We start from the raw sequence: 20,064 nt of genomic DNA, 5'->3' as shown, positions 1-20,064 counted from the left end.
GATGCTTCAAGCCGTCGGCTTCTTGTATGCGACGCAATCCACTTCAACTTTGCAGTCGATCACCATCGACGAAACGACACATGCGCGCGCCGGCGGATTGTCGCCGAAGTATTCGCGGAACACCTTGTTGAACGACGCGAAGTCGCGCGGATCGTCGAGCCACACGCCGCAGCGGACCACATGCTCCGCGCCGTAGCCCGCTTCCTTCAGAATCGCGAATACGTTCTGGATCGCCTTGTGCGATTGCTCGACAATTCCGCCGTTGATCACTTCTCCGTTTTCCATCGGCGTTTGCCCGGAAACGAACAGCCAGCCGTCGGCTTCAACTGCACGCGCAAACGGCATATGCTGACCGCCCGTTCCCTTCCCGCCTTCAACGCCATATCGCTTCATCGTCATGCTCCTTAAAAGTCGGGCGCGCGTGCTCGTTGCGGCGCGCGCCATGGTAGATCATTCGATCGGGTAATCAGAATGCGCCCTGCGCATCGCCTTTCGACGCCGCGCCGCGCGCGACGAAGTGTCCGGCGCGCTCGCCCGTTACTTCGCCGTTGCGGTAAGTCAGCACGGCGTTCACCCATACTGCGTCGATGCCGTCGGCCGCCTGTTGCGGCTTTTCGAACGTCGCCGCGTCGCGCACTCTGGCCGGGTCGAACAGCACGAGGTCGGCGTGATAGCCGATATGCACCTCACCACGTTGCGCAAGGCCGAAGCGCCGCGCCGACAGACTCGTCATCTTGCGCACCGCTTCTTCTAGCGGCAGCAACCCAGCGTCGCGCGCGTAATGGCCGAGCACGCGCGGAAACGCGCCCCACAACCGCGGATGCGGCAGCGGATCGTTCGGCAAACCGTCCGAGCCGACCATTGTCGCGGGATGCGACAGGATGCGCTGCACGTCTTCCTCGGACATGTTGTGATAGACCGCGCCCGCGGGCTGCAGGCGCTTACCCGCTTCCTGCTGCGTAACACCCCACTCGGCCGCAATCTCTTTGACGAGCTTGCCGGCCATTTCCGGATGCGGTTCCGACCACGTAATCGTGATGTCGATGTCGCCCGTGACCTGCTTCAGGTCGAGCGTCGACGAACTGCGGTTGTACGGATAGCAATCGCAACCGATAGGCTGCATGCGCCGCGCGCCTTCGAGCGAGTTCAGCACTTCGGCGCTGCGCCCCCAGTTCGATGGGCCCGCGCATTTCAGATGCGAGATGATCACCGGCACGTGCGCGTGACGGCCCACGCGATACGCTTCGTCCATCGCGTCGAGAATCGCGTCGAACTCCGTGCGCATATGTGTGGTGTACAGCGCGCCGGCGGCGGCGAGCGGTTCGGCAAGCGCCATGACTTCTTCGGTTGGCGCGGCGAACGCGGAGCCGTAGGCGAGTCCCGAACTCAACCCGAGCGCGCCGTTGGCCAGCGCTTCTTCGAGTTGCGCGCGCATGCCGTCGATCTCTTGCGGCGTGGCCGCGCGGTCGAGCCGGTCCATCTGGTTGTTTCGCAACGCGGTGTGCCCGATCAGCGCACCGACATTCACGGCCGGACGCGCCGCGTTCACGGCTTTCACGTAGTCCGCGAAGCTCGGGTACTGGAACGCGTCGCGCTCGCCGAGCAGATTCATCGGGTCGGGTGGATCGCCCTTCAGCGCAACCGGCGACGCGCTAATGCCGCAATTGCCGACGATCACCGTCGTCACGCCTTGCGTGATTTTCGGCAGCATTTGCGGCGAGCGGATCACGTGCGTGTCGTCGTGCGTGTGTACGTCGATGAAACCCGGCGCCAGCGCCCGGCCTTCGGCCTCGATCACTTCTTCGGCGAGCCAGTTCGACAGATTGCCGATCGCGACGATGCGCCCGTCGCGGACCGCGACGTCGCGCTCGACAGGCGGCGCGCCTGTGCCGTCATACAGTTGCGCGCCGACGATCAGCGTATCGGCGGCTTCGGGATGCGAGTGCATGAATCAGTCTCCTAACGGTTGTCGATCGCCGCCGCCGCGGTGCGTGTCGAGCGCGTGCTTCATGCGGCGTAGCAATTCGCGGCTCTCATCACCCTGACTGACGGCAAGTTCGGTGACGAGCACATCGAGTGCCATCATCATTGCGTAGCGCGACGACGACGGCTTGTAAATGAAGTCTGTCTCAAACGCGACGATCGGGATGACCCAGTCGGCCAGCTTCGCCAACGGCGACGCCGGGGCGGTCAGTGCGATCACCGTTGCGCCATAGCTGCGCGCGATCTTGCAGTTCTCCACCATCTCCGGCACGCGGCCCGTCGTGGACAGCGCGATCACGACGCTGTCGCGCGACACGGTACTCGCGACCATGCGCTGCAACAAGCCGTCCTGATAAGTGGCAGCGGGCCGGCCCAGCCGCACCAGTCTAAAACGCATTTCGTCGGCGAGCGCGGTCGAGCCGCCGCCCATGCCGAACACATAGATCATGCGCGCGGCCCGCAGCGCTGCTGCGGCATCCCCAAGCGGCGCCTGCCGCAAAAGTTGATGATTGTGCGCGAGCGCCGTCTGCAGTTCGTCGAACACGCGGGTTGCGATGTGCTCGGGCGCGTCGTTCGCGGTGCCCGGCTGCAAGAAGCGCTGGCCGACCGCGGCCGCTTGTGCGAGCCGCAGCTTCAACTCGCGGACGTCGCGGCAGCCCACCGCCTTGGCGAACCGCGTGACGGTCGCCACGCTCACCTGCGCCTGCTGCGCGAGCGCGCCGATGCTGGCGCGCGATGCGCTCATCAGATCGTCGAGGATCAGCGCGGCGACCTTGCGTTCAGCCGAGCGCAACCCCGGCGCACATTCGGCGATGCGCGCGACGATGTCGAAGGCCAGCGGTTCGGCGGTTGAGTTCATTACAGCCCGGGATCACCGCGCCAGGGCTCGCAACGGCTGCCGGTGAATCACAGCGCGAGTGCGGGCCTAGCTTGGTACTAAATAACATTTCTTCGCCCATCGTACTTTCGGTAACATGGTAAAGTCAACTTCGACGCAATTTAACCGGACGATGGAGCAGGAGACATGAAAGTTACAAACTATCAGGGCGCTACGATTGATCCTTATAGCAAGGGCTTGGGCATGGTTCCAGGCGCCAGCATCCAGCTCACAGATGCTGCGCGTCTAGAGTGGAATCTGCTGAACGAAGACGTGAGCCTGCCCGCCGCTGTGCTTTACGCCGACCGCGTCGAGCACAATTTGAAATGGATGCAGGCGTTCGTTGCCGAATACGGCGTCAAGCTCGCGCCGCACGGCAAGACAACAATGGCGCCGCAACTGTTCCGCCGTCAGCTGGAAACCGGCGCGTGGGGCATCACGCTCGCCACCGCGCATCAGGTTCGCGCGGCTTATCACGGCGGCGTCTCGCGCGTGTTGATGGCGAATCAGCTGGTTGGCCGCCGCAACATGATGATGGTCGCCGAGTTGCTGAGCGATCCGGACTTCGAGTTCTTTTGCCTCGTCGATTCAGTTGATGGCGTCGAGCAGTTGGGACAGTTCTTTACGTCGGTGAAAAAGCCATTGCAAGTCCTGCTCGAGCTCGGCGTGACGGGCGGCCGCACTGGCGTTCGCGACGAAGCGCAGCGTAACGCGGTGCTCGAAGCGATCGCGCGTTATCCCGATGTGCTCAAGCTCGCTGGCGTAGAGCTATACGAAGGCGTGCTGAAGGAAGAACACGAAGTACGCGAGTTTCTGCAAAGCGCGGTCGCGGTCACACGCGCGCTCCTCGACGAAGGACGTTTCGATCGCACGCCGGCTATCCTGTCGGGCGCAGGTTCCGCATGGTACGACGTGGTCGCCGAGGAATTCGTGAAGGCGTCGGAGACAGGTAAAGTCGAAGTCGTGCTGCGTCCCGGCTGCTATCTGACACATGACGTCGGCATTTACCGCAAGGCGCAGACGGATATCTTCGCGCGCAATCCGGTCGCGAAAAAGATGGGCGAAGGCTTGCTGCCCGCTTTGCAATTGTGGGCCTACGTGCAGTCGATTCCCGAACCGGATCGCGCAATCATCGGTCTCGGCAAGCGTGACTCCGCATTCGACGCGGGCCTGCCCGAACCGGCCCGCCATTACCGGCCGGGCAATCCGGCGCCGCGCGACATAGCGGCGAGCGAAGGCTGGGAGATTTTCGGCCTGATGGATCAGCACGCGTATTTGCGGATTCCCGCGGGCGCCGATGTGAAAGTCGGTGACATGATCGCGTTCGACATTTCGCACCCGTGCCTGACTTTCGATAAGTGGCGTCAGGTGCTGGTGCTTGACTCGGCTTATCGCGTTACCGAGGTGATCGAAACGTTCTTCTGATTGTTCTGGTGTTTCGCGGGCGGCGAGCGGCGGGATGGGACGCGCCGCTTGTGCTCTTAGCGCTCTGCTCGCCTCGCCAACCGTCAAGCACGTTGCTTGACGGCCAGCCGATCGACGGGCGGCTGCCTGTCGTCAGCAGTGACGTCACCGGCTGTTTCTCCGGCGTTCGCTGCGGACACCACTTCGCCAATCCTCGCCTCCAGCATTTTCAGCGCGCCGGACAGCGCGTTCAGAGCATCGTCCGGCAGCGCGGCCATTGTGTCGTGCAAAAAAGCGTTGCGGCGCGGCAAGCTCGCTTCGGTTGCGGACAAGCCCGCGTCGGTCAGGCGAACGTTGGTCACGCGGTTATCGCGCGAGTCCATGCTGCGCGCAATCCAGCCCAATCCTTCGAGCGCTTTTAACTGGCGGGTCAATGCGCCAGGATCGACCCGCAAGCGTTCCACAAGCCGCTTCTGCGACGACTCTCCCGACTGCTCATGCAGCGCGAGCATGATGCGCCAGCGCGGCAGCGGATGGCCGACTTGCGCCTCGAACGCCGACATGAACGTACGGTAAGTGCGTCCAAATTGCTGCATGACGGCTATGCGGTCCTGTTCTTCCATGGTGGTTCAGTGAAACTCAAAAGCTGAAATCAGTCGGCGTGAATCACCGGCTCCAGCTTGCGCTGAAGCTTGATCGGCGGAACACGTCGACTTTGCCATACCGACACCACGGCGATGATTGCCGCCATCGCCAGACCTAAATGAATTGCGGCTACGAGCGTTTCGCGCGCGCTTTCCAGAAGCATGGCGCCGTTATGCCCGGCTTGTGCGAGCTCGCTGAGTAAGCGTGCCTGTGCTTCGTGATTGATCAGAATCTGTGGATCGCCCAGGTCCGTGAACCATTGCGATGCGCGCTCGCTGTCAAGCGCGCTGCGCACGCCGCTCGCGTACATATGACTGACCAGCGTTCCGGTGAGCGCCGTGCCGATCATGCCGCCGATCATCCGCAGCGATTGCAGCAGCGCGGTCGCGATGCCGAGATGCTCGCGACCGGCCGTCTGCTGCGCGAAAATCGTCAGGTTCGGCATCACGAAACCGAGGCCGAGCCCGCCGAGCACCATGAACGACATGAGTAGCCACTGCGGCATGGAACGCGTTGCGACGACCACGCCCAGACACGCGAGCGCGAGCAGCGCGAAGCCGACATACAGCATCAGGTTCGGGTTGCGCACGCGCGAAATGACGCGCCCGTTGGCAATACTGCCGATCGTAATGAACACGACGAGTGGCGTGATGACGAGGCCCGCTTCCTTCGGCGACATGCCAAAGCCGCCCTGGAACAGCAGCGGCGCGTAGAAGAGCAGCGAGAACATCGTGAAGCCCCCGAGCACCGCCAGTGTAAATAGCGCTGCGAGACTCGGATTGCGGAACATGTCGACGGGAAGGATTGCCGTTGGGCAGCGTTTCTCCCATTGCCACAGTGCATATGCCGAGGCGATGCTCAGCACGAGCAACGCGCATGCGCTCAATGTGAGCCCATGCTTCGGCAGCAATTCGACGAACAGTTGCAGCGAGCCGAGCGCCACCGCGATCAGCACGGCGCCGGGCCAGTCGAGCCGCATCTTGCCTTCATGCTCCACATGTCGCAGATGCGGCAGAAAGCGCCACACGAAGAACAGCGACAGCAGGCCGACCGGCAGATTTACATAGAAGACAGAGCGCCAGCCGTAGTACTGCGTCAGGAAGCCGCCAAGCGATGGACCGATAGCGTTGGCGATGCCGAACGCCGAACTCATCAGCACCTGCCAGCGCAGACGCACGACGGAGTCCGGAAAAAGATCGGCAATACACGCGAAGGCGGTGCCGACCAGCATGCCGCCGCCGATTCCCTGCAAGCCGCGCGCGAGCACAAGAAACAGCATGTTGTTCGCGACGCCGCACAACACGGACGCGCCGGTGAACACGATGATCGACGCGATCACGAACGGCTTGCGTCCGTAATAGTCGCCGAGGCGCCCGAAAATCGGCACGGTGATCACCGAAGTGAGCAGATACGACGTCGCCACCCACGCGTATAGCTCGAAACCCTTGAGTTCGGCGACGATTGTAGGCAGCGCGGTGCCTACCACCGTTTGGTCGAGCGCGACCAGCATGGTGACAAAGGAGATGCCGAGCATCGCCAGAAGCGATTCCCGGAACGGTAAGACTTGCCCGCTCGAATGGTGGGCTGCGGTGTGAACGGCCATTTTTGATGGAGCAACAGTTGACTCGTCAAACGATTGGGAATCATACCATGCGTTCGCCCTCTAAGCAGGACGGTCCGGCGCGCCAGGCGCCGCTCCCAATCGACTGAAGAACCCACATTAAATGACGCCAGGGAGGCACATGCAGCCGAGTTCGCTCGCAACACAATTGTTGTCCGACGAGGACCTCAGCGCGCTGCGGCGCGCGAAACACGAACTGGAAAGTCCTGCGCTGGCAATGAAACTGGCAAGCATCGTCGGGGCGCCGCTAGAGAAGCTGATTTCGCGCATGCCGGCGTTTGCGAACGAAAAGGTCGCGGACGCGACCGAACTGGCGTTGCGCAAGTGTCTCTCGATTGCGATGCGCACGCTCGGCCGCCGCGACAGCGCCTCGCCCCTGCTTGTGCCGGACAAACCGAGCAACCTGCTGCACAAGTTCGCGGTGGCCACGACCGGCGCAGCCGGCGGCGCGTTTGGCCTCTTTGCGCTGCCTGTCGAGTTGCCCGTGACCACGACGTTGATGTTCCGCTCGATCTGCGATATTGCGCGCAGCGAGGGCGAGGATCTGACGGCAGTCGACACCCAACTGCAGTGTCTGACCGTGTTGGGCATGGGCGGCACATCCACCTCGGACGACGACGCCGACTTCGGCTACTTCATCATGCGCGGCGCGCTGGCGCAGGCGGTGTCGAAAGCGTCGTCGGAAATGGCAACGAAAGGATTCACCGCACACGGCTCGGCCGCCTTGCTGCGCCTGCTGCACTCGATCGCCGCGCGCTTCTCGGTGCAGGTGAGCGAACAGATCGCCGCGAAGTCCATTCCGGCGATCGGCGCGGTGCTCGGCGCGATGGTCAACACCGTGTTTATCGACCACTTCCAGCAGGTCGCGCATGGCCATTTCACCGTACGGCGGCTCGAACGGCAGTACGGCGAGCAGACGGTAAAGGCCGCCTATCAGACTATCGACGTCGCCCTGGATACCTGAGCCGCATTGGCCGCGCGGCTCGTCACGCGCCCAACGAAGGCCGCTGCGCGATCGAGCGCACGGTTTGCCTCGGGGATGAACGGCGCGAAGATCGGCCACACATGCGGCATCTTCTTCCACACCTCGATCTCACAATCCACGCCGGCCGCGCGAGCGTTAGCCGCCACGCGCCGCGAGTCGTCGAGCAGCACCTCGGTGCTGCCGGCCATCATGAACAGCGGCGGCAATCCGCGCAGGTCCGCATAAACCGGCGACGCATACGGATGGGTGGCAGGCATATCGCCCAGATAGACTTTCGCGGCTTTCGCAATTGCCGGGCCGCTGAACATGGGATCGGCGCCATCGTTGTCGACAATGCTGGCGCCTGTTGCCGCGAGGTCGGTCCACGGCGAGAACAGCACGGCGCCTGCGGGCAACGGATCGCCCGCGTCGCGCAGGGCGACCAATGTAGCGAGCGCAAGACCGCCGCCTGCTGAATCGCCGGCAATCACAATCGATTCCGGTGCCGTGCCTTCAGCTATCAGGTAACGATAGGCGGCAGTCGCATCGTCGAGTGCGGCTGGAAAGCGATGTTCAGGCGCGAGGCGGTAGTCGAGCGAAAAGACCGGCGCGTTCGCGCGCGTTGCGAGGCCGAAGACAATCGAGCGATGGGTGCGCGGCGAGCAGAAGTAATAGCCACCGCCGTGGAGATACAGCACCGTGGGTCGCGCGCCAGATGACGGCTCACCCGAGCGCTCGATCCATTCGCCACGCAGCGGTTTGCCGTCCGCGCCGTCCAGTTCCCGAAGACGCCAGCCACGCGGCACATCCGGCGACCAGGCTCGCTTCGCGGTCAATGCGCGCGCTTTCTCGACATCGATATGCGGCTTCAGGGTTTGAGGGCGAAACTGCCTGCGCAAAAACCAGCACGCGACTACGCTTTGCCAACTCATTGGGACATCCTCCCTGGAAAATGTCCCGACATGGTACGTGCGTGGCCGCCATGCCGGTGGACGGCGGCTTCTAATTTTGCTGAAGACCCCGGCGACGCTTTGGCGACGCGCCGCTTCAGGGATTCTCTTACCTAGTTGGCGGGCATCACTTGCCCACGAATTTCACCCGTCGGGTTTTGCGCGGTATGAATGTTGAAGTACCACTGGCCCGCCATCAGATCGGTTACCTGCTGCTCGGTGAGGGCGGCAGACCCTTTCATTGGACTTGCGAGCGCGCCTTTGTCGATCGGCACCTGGACCTTTGCATTTTGTCCGACCGGCGCCGGGCCGTGAAAATGCGCGGCAGTTACCGGGCCGCTAAGGCCCTCGTAGCTGACAGTCCATTGCAGGGATTTTGTCGACGTATCGAACGTTGCGTTCAGCGTGCCATGTCCGTGACTTACACGCGGCGGCACTTCGCTCGAAGGTTCGAGAGCCGCTTTTAGCGCGACCGTGTCCGCAAACCCGACACCCGCAGTTACGGCCCACAACGCCACCGCCAGCTTAAGTTTTTTTAGCGTAATCATGGTCTTCTCCGACTAGATGCGCCGCCGCGCCGACACCTCGGCCACGCGCGAAGCCATCACATACTAGTGCAAATCTTCGAAAGACGTTCATGGCGAGGAACGCGCCGGTCTGCGCATCTAAGTCGCGCCGTTGATTTCGCTTGTAACGATTTTCCAAACAATTATTTGCAGATTCTGCACTGAATCATCCGCGTTTTCCCGCGTATGCTTTGGGCTCGCGAGAAGTGACTCCTTCATCGAGGGATGTCTCCAAATCTTTAACGCGGCTTCGGCCGCGTTTTTTTTCGCCCGTCGATTGCGGCGCGGCTGCGAGCAACACTGCTTTGGGCGTTGATCCAGCTAACGCCCGCGCTCAGGCGAGCAATGCCGCCTGATGCTCGATGCCGTCAAGCATCGCGTTGCATTTGTCGATCACCGCGAGTCCGTTATGGCGCACGCGCTCGGGTGCGCCCGAGATATCGCGGCGATATTCGTCGAGCACGCTGATGAGCGGCGGGTATTGCAGTACGCTCGCCGCGCCCGCTACCCGGTGAAGCCACTCGCGCACGCGCAGAGTGTCCGCGTCTTCCAGCAACAACGACAGTGCCTGAATGTCTTCGCGGACGGAAGAAACGAACGAATCGAGCAATGCCCTGACCGTCGATTCACTGCCCCACAATTGCGTCATCTGATTCAGGTCGACCGGAACGAAGGCCGAGGTGCCCGCCGCCGGCGAGTCTGTCGCCTCCTCGGTATCAGCGTTATCTGCGGGTGTCGCCTGCCATGCGCCGTCAGTGCCGAACCAGCGGCTCAGATACTCGCGCAACGTTGCGAGGCGCGTCGGCTTGACGAGATTGTCGTCCATGCCTGCCTCGCGGCAAAGGCTCAGGTCTTCGGGCGCCGTGTTGGCGGTGATGCCCAGAATCGGCAGACGGTCTGAGCGGCCTTGCTTGCGTTCACGCTCCCGGATACGCCGCGTCAGTTCATAGCCAGATACGTTGGGCATATGGCAGTCTGTAATCAGACATCCGTAACTGGTGTGTTCGAGCGCGGCTAGCGCTTCGGCACCGTCGTTCGCGACGTCGCACGCGAAACCGAGCAACGCCAGTTGATGGCGAATGAGTTCCTGATTCACCGGGTGATCTTCGGCGACGAGAATCAGTCGGCCGCTCGCGATTGCCCGCTCCCGGTCCGGCGGCGCGGTGATGCTTTCATGCGTGCGCGGTACGCCGACCGACGGCGCCGGCGCGGGCTGAAGGCCCGTCATGGCCGCAGCACACGCAGCACCGAGTCCGCGCCACGATATCGGATTGATGCTCAGGCGAACGTTGTCTTCGAGAATGCGGTAGCCCGTAGGCTTCGGCTTTTCCGTGAGGGATATCACGCGGAGTTTGCGTCTGACGTTGGCGGGCAGCACCACGTCCTCGCTCGCGAACAGCAGATCCACGCCGCTTAGCGCGGCGCGGCAACGCAACTGCGCAAAGTCGGCCGGAACCAGGCGCAATTCCAATCCCAACGCTTTTCCGAAGTCGACGAGAGCCTGACCGACTCGCGCGTCGTTAGTCGCCACGAGACAACGCTTGCCGCGCAAACCGCTCGCCGAGTAACGCTGCGTCTCGACGGGCATGCTGAGCCGCACCGTCATGCGCGTGCCGCGGTTCAGTTCGCTGTCGAGCGTGAGCGAGCCGTTCATCAGTTCGATCAACTTGCGACAGATGGTGAGGCCAAGGCCCGTGCCGCCGAAGCGGCGCGTGGTGGACGACTCAGCCTGCACGAACGGCTCGAACAATTTCGCCTGCACGTCCGCCGCAATGCCGATGCCGGTGTCCTCGACGACCATCTCGATTGTCTGAATGTCGCCCTTTTGCGCGAGCACCGCCACGCTCACGTCTACCTGACCTTCGGGAGTGAATTTGATCGCGTTGCCGAGCAGATTGAACAGGACCTGACGCAATCTCACGCTGTCGCCTCGCAGCGTGGCCGCCACGTCCGATCCAATATTCACCCTCACTTTCAGGCCCTTCTCATGCGCGCGGCCCGCTAGCAACCCAACTGCGTTGTCGACCAGTTCGCGCAGGTCGATAGGCTCTGCTTCGATGGTCAGCCGTCCCGCGTCGATTTTCGAGTAATCGAGCAAGTCGTCGAGAATTTGCAGCAGCGCGCCCGCCGACTCGTGGATCATGCCGAGCATTTCACCCTGATCCGCGTTGAGCGGCGTGCGCTCGAGCACTTCGACAAGCCCGAGTACACCGTTCATAGGGGTTCGGATTTCGTGGCTCATCATTGCGAAGAAGTCGTCTTTCGCACGCGACGCCGCTTCAGCCGCATCTCGCGCGCGGGCAAGTTCTTCAGCGCGCGCATGTTCGATACTCGCGTCGACCCAGTAGCCGCTCCAGACGACGCTCGCGTCCGCCTCGCGACGCGGCACCAGTTCCGCTCGGGCCCACTTCACGTTCGAATGGAAGCGCATGCGGAATTCGATCAGTACCGGCGTTTCAAGACGAGCCGAGCGCTCGAGTTCTGCAATGACGAACGAACGGTCTTGCTCGTGGATACGGTCGAAGTCGACATGATCGCGGCTGCCCGCCACCGCGTTGCCGTGTCCGAGCAAAAGCTTCGCGTCCCCACCTATGTAAGGAAACGAATAAGCACTGCCTGACGTGCGGCGCAGTTGAAACACCACGGCCGGCAAGGAGCGTGTGACGTCGAAGAGCCTCCGCTCGGTGTCGCGCGCGCGCATCTCCGCACGCCGTATGTTGGTGATGTCGACCATGGTGCCGAGTACGCAGACCGGCTCCCCGTCGTTGCCGCGACAGATGCTCGTCCAGAAGAGACCGTGACGCACATCTCCGGCAGGGGACTCGAACTGGAGCTCGACCTGGGCCATGTCGCCGCCTCGCAGCAGGTCGCGGGTCATATCGGCGAGTACCCGGCTGTTGGCCTCGCCCCATGTGTGAACCTCCATCGTGCTGCGTCCGATAATCGCCTCGCGGCTTAGCCCGCACGCTCGCTCATACGCGCCGTTGATTGCGATGTAGTGGCCCTGCAGATCCTGGGCGGCGAGCGGATACGGCACCATCTGCATCATCGTTTCCTGGAAATTTAACTGCAGCGCGAGCTCGCGCTCGGTCTCCTTGCGGCGCCTGACTTCGCGTTGCAAAAGCAGATAGGCGCGCAGGGTGACGAGCAGTACCGAGGCGATGCCGATCAGCACAGGTAGCAGGCGCACTGCAGAAACGCTCCATGTACCGCCTGCCGACGCGTCGCCGGTCACCCATTTCTGCCGGATGCGCTGCTTTTCCGCTGGCGGCATTGCTAGCAACGCGCGGTCGATCAGATCGGCGAGCAGACCCAGGTCCGGACGCACAGCGAAATCGAGGGCATCGGATTTACCCACTGTGCCGACTACCTTCAGCACGCCGGCGTATTGCCGCTTGAGCACAATGTCAACGGCTGCCACGTTTTCCACAACGACATCTGCTTCGCCGGAAGCAACCATGCGCAGCGCGTCGTCAAGGCTTGGCGCTACGGCCAGGTGATCTTTCGGAATGCGCTCGAATGCGAGCGGGTCGACCCCGGCAACGTGTGAGGACACCACGATGCGCCGCGCGGCGAAATCGTTGAGTGAACGGGCGGCCGGCTCGTCGTCGCGACCCACCATTACCAGCGGATAACTTTCGTACGCATGGGTATGACGTGCCTTCTGAAGGCGCGGGTCGTTACTCGAGCCCGTGGTGAGAATCGCCAGTTCACCGCGCTGGAACGCGTCGATCGCGGACGGCCAGTCGGGCTGCCGCGCGCGGTTGAACACGACGCCAAGCGTGCGGCTCAGGTATGCGAGGTAGTCGGCGGTCACGCCGGCAGGACGCCCCGATGCGTCGAGATAGCTGAATGGCGGCCAGTTGTTGTCGAAGCCGACCTGCAGCGGCGGAAGCGAACGAAGCCACGCCCGCTCTTGCTGCGTCAGTTCGAGACGGGATGTGGCGGGCTCCGGCTTTGCATCGAAACTGCCTGAAAGCCACCGGACCCGAATCGCCGTGCCGTCAGTCTGATTCATTGAGGCTAACGCGCGGTCCAGCCGGTCACGCAAGGCCACCTGACTACGCGGCACGCCGAAGCGCAGTTCAGCGGAGCGAGTGCTTTCCTCAAATGCGACGCGCAGATTGCGGAACTCTTCTGTCGCGAGCGCATATTCGACGACTGGTGTGAAACCCATATATGCGTCCGCGTCGCCACCGGCGACGGCGGCGAGCGCCGCGTGCGTCGATGTGAACACGCTGATGCGGGCGCGCGGGAAGCGCTCGCGCAACGAGCGCTCAAGCGCAAAGCCTTTCTCTATGGCAATGGACGCGCCTGCAAGACGCGCGGGTCCTTCATACATGTCGCCGTCCCTGCGTACAACCGTTGAGGCGGACGCTCGAAAATACGGCGCGGTGAAACTGACACAGCGCTCCCGCTCCGGCGTGCGCGCGAGACTCATCAACAGATCGACGTTGCCCGCGCAGGCGGCAGCGAGTAGCTGCGGCATGTCGGGATATGCCTTCGCCTCGATCACAACACTCGGCCCGACCAGTGCACGCAGATAGTCGACGCTCAGGCCTGTGAGTTGCCCGCTTTGCAGCGCGTCGAATGGCAACCAGCTATCCGCAAGTACGCCGACGGTCAGCTTCTGTGGGAAGGCACTAACGACCCGGCTCGAGCCGGGTTCCACAAAAGGGTGGCCGGCAGCCGCAACTTGAGTCGCGGCCAATAGAGAGAGCCCTGCCAGCACGCACACCGACACGCCCCGCCGCACACGCGCTATCGCAGCGCGTTGGAACCGTGTGGCAAAGAATGAGAAAAACGTCACGGCACAACTCACGCGGCTTCGCTGTGGCCATCGGCAAGCGCGGCTGCGGACTGGTCGGACCTGCCACCGAGCAACGAGAACACGAAGCCAGCGACGACGCCGCCGGACATAGGCGCCGCCCAGAAGAGCCACAGTTGGTCTAGCGCCCAGTCGCCCACGAAAAGCGCTTGCGCCGTGGAGCGGGCCGGATTAACCGAGCCGTTCGTGACCGGAATCGACACGAGGTAGACGAGCGCGAGGCATCCGCCGACGACCATCGGTCCGCCCGGCTTCGTCTCGTACCGTGCGGCTACGAGAAGGCTCGCCATGACAAATGCAAACGACAGCACGAACTCAATAGCCAACGCCGAGTGCAACTGATAGTCGGAAGGGGAGTGATCGCCAAAGCCATTGGCCGCGAATTCGCTCGCGCCGATCTCGAAGCCCGGCCGGCCGCTCGCCACATAAACAAGAAGCGCTGCGGCAGCGACCGCGCCAACAATCTGAGCGGCAAGATACGGCAGCAGGTCTTTGACCGGGAAACGTTGCGCGGCGGTGAAACCTACCGTGACAGCGGGATTGAAGTGAGCGCCCGACATCTCGCCAAACCAGTAGCTCGCAGTGGCAAGCGCGAGACCGAACGCGAGTGATACCTCGAGCACGCCGTAGCCCTGCTGAACGGCGCCGGTATTCAATACGATGCTGCCGCAGCCGATGAACACAAGCCATGCCGTACCCACGCTCTCGACCAACAACCGCTTACCTAGCACGGCCATGCCGCCTCCCTGTCGCTATGCGAAGCGCACGGCGCTACGCAATTTCCGCGAACATCTGCTTGAACTTCCTCAGCTTTGAGCGGCGCGGTCTCAAGATATAACTGCTCTAATGAGGCCAACGTCAGCAAAAGCCGAAGCTAATTCAGAACTATGGAGTGGCAAGGTCTCCCAACCAATCAGAAGAGTCTTAATATCGGGACTGTGAGTTGCCGGTATGCGCAGCGTTGCCGAGTGTTAGATCAACCCGATCTGCCGTGCGTAGAGAATAAGATCGGACTCCGTTTCGAGGCCTAGCTTGCGCATTGCGGTACGCTTTTGAGTGCTGATGGTCTTACCGCTGCGCTGCAGCCGTTTCGCGATTTCGTGTACCGCGACACCCTGCACATAGAGCTGGAAGATCTCCCATTCGCGCGCACTCAAAACGCTGGCGCGCAGTTGCGGCGGAGTGTCAGTCGCTTCCATCGCAACGCGCACCTGCTCCGACAGATACACGCCTCCCGTCAACGCGGCCTGGATTGCGTCGATCAATGCGGCCGTCGTGTCGCGCTTATCGACTATTGCGCTGACGCCAAGATGCAGCAGGCCCGACAGCATATGCGCATGACAAATCATGGTGAGCACAACAACAGCGGGATGCGCGTGCCCTCTCAATACCCGACGCAGGAAAGGAACGGCGTTGCTCGCTCCGTCGAGGCCCGGCATGCCAATGTCGGAGATGACGACATCGCATTCGCGGACGTCGAGCAGTGCGGCAAGGTCATGCGTGTTGCAGGCCTCACCAGCAATTTCAATATGCGGCGTGGCGTGCAACAACCTCCTCACGCCGGCTCGAACGCAGTCGTGGTCGTCCGCCACGATGACGCGGATCTTGTCTGTCATGTATTTGTTGTCTTATCGATTGGCATGTCCAGTACAAGATGTACTTTCCCCGGACAACGCCAACACATCTTATGCCTGTCACGCCGGCCCGGCGCGACCTCGTGTGTTCTTCAGCGCCCTTCGACGCGGGCCTCGGTTACCACGCCGTGCTCAACCGCAAAGCGAAATAGCTCAGCGTCGCTGTGCAACGCCAGCTTGCGCATGGCGGTGCACTTTTGCGCGCTAATTGTCTTCACGCTGCGCCCCAGCCGCCCGGCAATTTCAGTGACGCCGAATCCGGACGCGTACTGCGTGAACACTTCAAGCTCGCGCCGCGACAACACCGAACGAACAAAGTCGAGCCGTTGCATCGCCGTCGCGTCCGCAATGACCGCGCGCACGGCCGGCCCGAGATAGCATTCGCCCGCGAGCGCGGTGATGATCGCCACGTGAATCAGGTCGATGCGGTCACGCTTGCTGATAAGCGCGTGAACGCCGAGCGAGATCACGCTTTGCAGCGCTGTTGCCTCGGTCTCCATGGTGAGCACGACGAGGGCCACGTCGGGGTAGCGGCTCCTGAACTGCCGCACTGCGTCGACCCCACTGCCATCTGCGCCGCCTGGCATGTAGAGGTCCATGAGCACCAGGTCACAACCGGTACGGTCGACCTCGGCAAAGAGATCGGTTGCATCGGCCGCGCGGCCGACCACCTCCATATTCTGATAACCGCCCATCAAGTTCTCGATTGCAAACAGGACGAGCGGATGATCGTCCGCGATGATCGCGCGGACCGGCGTGCTTATTTCAGCGGTGTCGCCCATCGTCCATCTCTCCTCCATATCCTGACTCGCTATCACCATCTCCCTCCCAGCCGGCCCTGCCCCATCAGCAGACATTGTGGCGACGTTAAACATAAGATCGCTCCGAAATAACTTCAATAACTCGGCCAATTAATTTACTTAGATATGCGATTCAAATTTAAGAATTTCACCGGCTCTAACGCACGAGAATAAACCAGGATCATTAGTAACGCCAAGTTTTACCATTGCTTCGCGCTTTTGCCGACTAACGGTGCGGCGATGACATCCGAGAGTGGCGGCAATTTCAGCAATAGATCGGCCGTCGACGAACATCCTGACGACCGTCTTCTGCATTACCGACAGAGGGAGCGCGAGCGGCCGTTCGCACCCGGCTTCGTGCGGCGTTGCGAGAAGTGCGGCGATCGAGTTGCCGATGTATGGCTCACTGCTTTCATGCTGCTCGATCGCACGCCACAACTCGTGCATGGATTCGGTTTTGCTGAGCAAGCTCACGGCGCGCTCGGATGCGAGGACCCGAAGCAACGCAGAATTGGTCGTCGTCGACATGACGACGATCCGCAGTCGCGGCCACTCAGCATGGATCTGCCGGATCAGGTTCAGTTCGTCTTCCACGGCGGCGCCGGGATCAGGCATCGACAGGTCGGTGACCAGCACGTCACATGGTGTGCGCCGCAGCAGTTTGATTAACGACGTCGGGCTGACGGCCTGGCCGACGATGGCGACACCGGCTCTCGTTTCGAGCATTGCTCTCACGCCAAGCAGAACGAATGGATGATCATCCGCGAGAATGATTCGGAGGTTCACTAGATTGATCTCGTTTGTTGTAGGAATAGTCGTCAGATACGCAGGACAAATCGACACGCTCCACGCCTGCGTCGACGCGCAATCGTTTTTAACCATCGCGCGTCGACGGGACCATAAAATCATCGCGGTGCGCGTAACGAAAATCGGAGTGTTCCGAATCACGTGTTGAAATTCACCGGCAATTACGGTGCACGGACAATAAAAGCCCCCAATTATTCAAAATGAATAAATTGAGAAAATCCGTGCGGCCAGGTTCGCGGGGAAAATCACGTCTGAATTAACCTTGGCCCGCGCGGCATTTCGATAAAAGTCGCGCAAAGACTGCATCGCGCACGCGGGCAATCGTCAAGCCGTGTCACAAGCGCGCGGCGCGCGTGGGCTGACCTCACGCAGTGCGCGCGGAAAAACTGGCAACGCAATCAACGCGCAGAGACTTGTAACCGCCCACACCATCGGCCATGACCCGAGCGATAGCAGCGGCGGAATCGCGAGCGGCGTCAGAAAAAGCGAGATGAAAACGCAGGTATTGCCGAGCGCCAACGCAGTGCCGGCGCGGCTCGTCCCGGCGAGCGTCGCGAGTTCGGTGAAGGCGACGCCGTGCCAGGCAGACGCGCTCACCCCGCCAAGCACGATCATCGGCATGAGAAACATCGTCATCATTGTCGTTGGGGTGTGCTGCATGCTGGCTACACCGCTCATGAGCGTGAGCGCAGCGAACAGCACCGCCGTCAGCAGACTGCAGCCGCGCATGTATGCCCGGCGATTGCCGCGCTGGTCCGTCCACCGGCCGCTCCAGACACGGGCGACGGCAGCGCCTGCCTGCACCGCGGCCATCGCGATGCTGATGGTCAGCACGCCGGCGCGCCCGAAGTCGTGCAGGAATACGGTTCCAAAGGTGATCACGGCCAATTGCGGCACGCAAAGCGCACCCGCGCCGAGCGCTACGCGCCAGATGCGGGCGTCACGCAGCGGCGAGCGGCTGCAGGCGTGTGCGCCGTTTATGTCGTTTGCACTGCCAATGCCGTTTGCACCGTTTGGGCCGTCTGCACCGCCCACACCGCCCACACTGTTCGCACCGTTCCCACCGCCCAAAGCGCCCTCACCATTCCCTCCGTGCCCACCGCCGACATACGCCGCGCGCACATCGCCACTCTCGACATGCGTCGGCTCATGCAACCAGCGCCATGCCAATCCCGCGGTTATCGCGCAACTCAGCGCCAGCAACGCATAAACACTCACGAAACCGAATCTCGTTGCAAGCGCCGGCAGCAACAGCGCGCCGAGTCCTCCACCTGCGGGAACAGCCGTCTGTCGAATGCTCATGGCCAGTCCGCGCTCGCCCTCGCGAAACCACGCCATCACCGCACGGCCGCTCGAACCGTTGACGCTGCCGCCGAGCAAACCCACGAGCAACAGCCCGAGTGCAAGCGTCGTCACGTGAGGCACATGCGACCCGGACGGTGCTGCGAACAACGCCAGGCCGGCCAGCGCCGCGGCGGTGGAAAGCAGACCCAGCAACAACACACGACGGTCGCCCCACCGGTCCGTCAGGAGTCCCCATGGCAATTCGCTCACCGCGATGCCCAGGCCGAGCATGCCCAGTACAAGCCCGAGCCCTTCATTGCCGAGGTGATAACCCGCGCGCAAGTAAACCGCCGTGGTCGGAATCCCCGAGAATGCGGCCGAAAAGCTCGCGTTGGCGGCAAAGCCCACGCCCAATACCTTCCACCGGTGGCTCGCCGCCAGGCCGCCAGTTATCCGGGCGCCTGCCCGTAATGCGTTTTCCATGTTTCCTCCGCAATGATTTCGGAGGTATGCTACGGCGGCGTCTGTTATCGGAAAAGCCGGAAATACAGATGCCATCCATCGGGAATAACGAAACATGAGCCAGCGCGGATTCGACCTCACGCAACTACGGACCTTCGTCGCCGTCGCCGAATCGGGCAGCGTTTCGGCGGGTGCGGAGCGCGTGTTCCTGTCGCAATCGTCGGTGAGCGAGCAGTTGAAAAAACTCGAGGAGCGTGCAGGCCAGCCGCTCTTCGTGCGCAGCAAGCAGGGCGTGAGCGCGACGCCCGCGGGCAGCCGCCTGCTGGAGCATGCCCGCCGCATCATCGCGATGAGCGAAGCGGCGTTCGAAGACCTCCAGGGCCGCTCGCTCGACGGCGAACTGCGCATTGCGATTACCGACTACTACCGCCCGCACGACATCGCTCGCATCCTCAAGACGTTTTCCGAGCAGCACCCGCGTCTGAAGCTGCATGTCACCGTGCTGCCGAGCGCCGTGATCGACAGTAGCGCCGGCGACGACGCATCGTTCGACATCGGTCTCTCGTTGCGGCTCGTCACGGGCAACACTCGCGCGTCCGGCGGGCGCAGCAGCGCGCAGAGCACCGTCGTGCGGCGTGAGAAATTGCTGTGGGCAAGCGCATCGGATGCGAGCCCGCGCCCGGTCGCGCCGTATCAACTGGTGCTGTTGCCGTCGAGTTGCCAGTTGCAGCGCTTCGTCGTCAAGCTTCTCGACGAAAACAAGGTGCCTTATGTCGTGTCGCACTCCGCCTCGGGCGTAGCCGGATTGCAACTGGCGTTGAAGGCTGGACTGGGCATCTCGTGCCTGAACGAATCGTCGATTGGAGCAGGTGTGGTCGCATGCCCGCCGGGCATTGGCCTACCCGCATTACCCGCTGTCGAGTTTCATTTGCTGCCCGGGCGGATCGGCGAGAGCGAACGTGTGACCAATGCGCGCACCGCGTTGATGAGGCTCTTCAATTGAGCACATCAGACCATCACATCCGTGCGCTAGCGTCCTTTTGCCTGCGGCGTGAATAGAAGTGTTGAAAGCGTTCTGAACGCCGCCTATCATGATCAGAGACGAAGTCAGCCAGCCTTATTGTTTCGTCATTGACGCTCCGAATGGATTGCTGCAGTCTGGCATATGCAGTCACACATCAACGCGTCGATCCAGCGACGGGAAAGCTGCCGTCCCTCGCGCTTACGCGTGTCAACGCG

General features: G+C 62.2%; 16 protein-coding genes. 3 read left to right on the top strand and 13 right to left on the bottom strand.

All coding sequences use genetic code 11. From position 1 onward, the window contains the following. Nucleotides 1-6: 6 nt before the first annotated feature. From BCA01S_RS16415 to BCA01S_RS16405, 3 genes are all read right to left on the bottom strand, one after another. On the bottom strand, nucleotides 7-393 hold the full coding sequence (locus BCA01S_RS16415; RefSeq protein ID WP_020066927.1) for a RidA family protein: 387 nt from the start codon (nucleotides 391-393) through the stop codon (nucleotides 7-9). Between the two features lie 73 nt (nucleotides 394-466). After that, nucleotides 467-1,948, bottom strand: coding sequence for an N-acyl-D-amino-acid deacylase family protein (locus tag BCA01S_RS16410; RefSeq protein ID WP_027777834.1), 1,482 nt, complete (start codon nucleotides 1,946-1,948; stop codon nucleotides 467-469). A gap of 3 nt (nucleotides 1,949-1,951) precedes the next feature. Further along, entirely contained in the window at nucleotides 1,952-2,842 is an 891-nt protein-coding gene (locus tag BCA01S_RS16405; RefSeq protein WP_027777833.1) for a MurR/RpiR family transcriptional regulator, read from the bottom strand. A 165-nt stretch (nucleotides 2,843-3,007) separates the two neighbouring features. On the opposite strand from BCA01S_RS16405, the gene BCA01S_RS16400 reads away from it, so the two are divergent. After that, nucleotides 3,008-4,285, top strand: a complete 1,278-nt coding sequence (locus BCA01S_RS16400; RefSeq protein WP_027777832.1) for an amino acid deaminase — start codon at nucleotides 3,008-3,010, stop codon at nucleotides 4,283-4,285. Between the two features lie 83 nt (nucleotides 4,286-4,368). Here BCA01S_RS16400 and BCA01S_RS16395 read toward each other — a convergent pair whose 3' ends face one another. Further along, a complete protein-coding gene (locus BCA01S_RS16395) occupies nucleotides 4,369-4,887 on the bottom strand; it encodes a MarR family winged helix-turn-helix transcriptional regulator (RefSeq protein ID WP_027777831.1) in 519 nt (172 codons plus the stop codon). A gap of 29 nt (nucleotides 4,888-4,916) precedes the next feature. Then, nucleotides 4,917-6,512, bottom strand: coding sequence for an MDR family MFS transporter (locus tag BCA01S_RS16390; protein ID WP_027777830.1), 1,596 nt, complete (start codon nucleotides 6,510-6,512; stop codon nucleotides 4,917-4,919). Between the two features lie 139 nt (nucleotides 6,513-6,651). Between BCA01S_RS16390 and BCA01S_RS16385 the strand changes: the two genes are divergently transcribed. Further along, nucleotides 6,652-7,494 (top strand): EcsC family protein, encoded by an 843-nt coding sequence (locus BCA01S_RS16385; RefSeq protein WP_027777829.1) that lies wholly within the window; start codon nucleotides 6,652-6,654, stop codon nucleotides 7,492-7,494. On the opposite strand, the gene BCA01S_RS16380 is transcribed toward BCA01S_RS16385, so the two are convergent. The 8 genes from BCA01S_RS16380 to BCA01S_RS16345 form a co-directional block, all read right to left on the bottom strand. After that, nucleotides 7,464-8,426, bottom strand: a complete 963-nt coding sequence (locus tag BCA01S_RS16380; RefSeq protein ID WP_027777828.1) for an alpha/beta hydrolase — start codon at nucleotides 8,424-8,426, stop codon at nucleotides 7,464-7,466. The genes BCA01S_RS16385 and BCA01S_RS16380 overlap by 31 nt on opposite strands. Nucleotides 8,427-8,557: 131 nt before the next feature. Further along, nucleotides 8,558-8,992, bottom strand: coding sequence for a CHRD domain-containing protein (locus BCA01S_RS16375; RefSeq protein WP_027777827.1), 435 nt, complete (start codon nucleotides 8,990-8,992; stop codon nucleotides 8,558-8,560). Nucleotides 8,993-9,344: 352 nt separating this feature from the next. Continuing rightward, nucleotides 9,345-13,766, bottom strand: coding sequence for an ATP-binding protein (locus BCA01S_RS16370; protein ID WP_425176549.1), 4,422 nt, complete (start codon nucleotides 13,764-13,766; stop codon nucleotides 9,345-9,347). Between the two features lie 62 nt (nucleotides 13,767-13,828). Further along, nucleotides 13,829-14,575 (bottom strand): aquaporin Z, encoded by a 747-nt coding sequence (gene aqpZ / locus BCA01S_RS16365; RefSeq protein ID WP_027777825.1) that lies wholly within the window; start codon nucleotides 14,573-14,575, stop codon nucleotides 13,829-13,831. Nucleotides 14,576-14,809: 234 nt separating this feature from the next. Continuing rightward, on the bottom strand, nucleotides 14,810-15,454 hold the full coding sequence (locus BCA01S_RS16360; RefSeq protein WP_027777824.1) for a response regulator: 645 nt from the start codon (nucleotides 15,452-15,454) through the stop codon (nucleotides 14,810-14,812). A gap of 110 nt (nucleotides 15,455-15,564) precedes the next feature. Then, nucleotides 15,565-16,254 carry a response regulator gene (locus BCA01S_RS16355; protein WP_027777823.1) on the bottom strand — a complete coding sequence of 230 codons (690 nt, stop codon included), beginning with the start codon at nucleotides 16,252-16,254 and terminating at the stop codon, nucleotides 15,565-15,567. A gap of 138 nt (nucleotides 16,255-16,392) precedes the next feature. Then, complete coding sequence (locus BCA01S_RS16350) at nucleotides 16,393-17,154, bottom strand: response regulator (protein ID WP_341807733.1); 762 nt, start codon at nucleotides 17,152-17,154, stop codon at nucleotides 16,393-16,395. A 249-nt stretch (nucleotides 17,155-17,403) separates the two neighbouring features. Continuing rightward, nucleotides 17,404-18,846, bottom strand: coding sequence for an MFS transporter (locus BCA01S_RS16345; protein WP_027777821.1), 1,443 nt, complete (start codon nucleotides 18,844-18,846; stop codon nucleotides 17,404-17,406). A gap of 94 nt (nucleotides 18,847-18,940) precedes the next feature. Here BCA01S_RS16345 and BCA01S_RS16340 point away from each other — a divergent pair, with 94 nt between their 5' ends. Beyond that, nucleotides 18,941-19,828, top strand: a complete 888-nt coding sequence (locus tag BCA01S_RS16340) for a LysR family transcriptional regulator (protein ID WP_027777820.1) — start codon at nucleotides 18,941-18,943, stop codon at nucleotides 19,826-19,828. Nucleotides 19,829-20,064: the final 236 nt, after the last annotated feature.

This window comes from Paraburkholderia caledonica NBRC 102488, assembly GCF_000685095.1.
GTDB lineage: Bacteria > Pseudomonadota > Gammaproteobacteria > Burkholderiales > Burkholderiaceae > Paraburkholderia > Paraburkholderia caledonica.
Note: the sequence above shows the minus strand (reverse complement) of the source record. Positions and strands in the feature narration are given on the sequence as shown.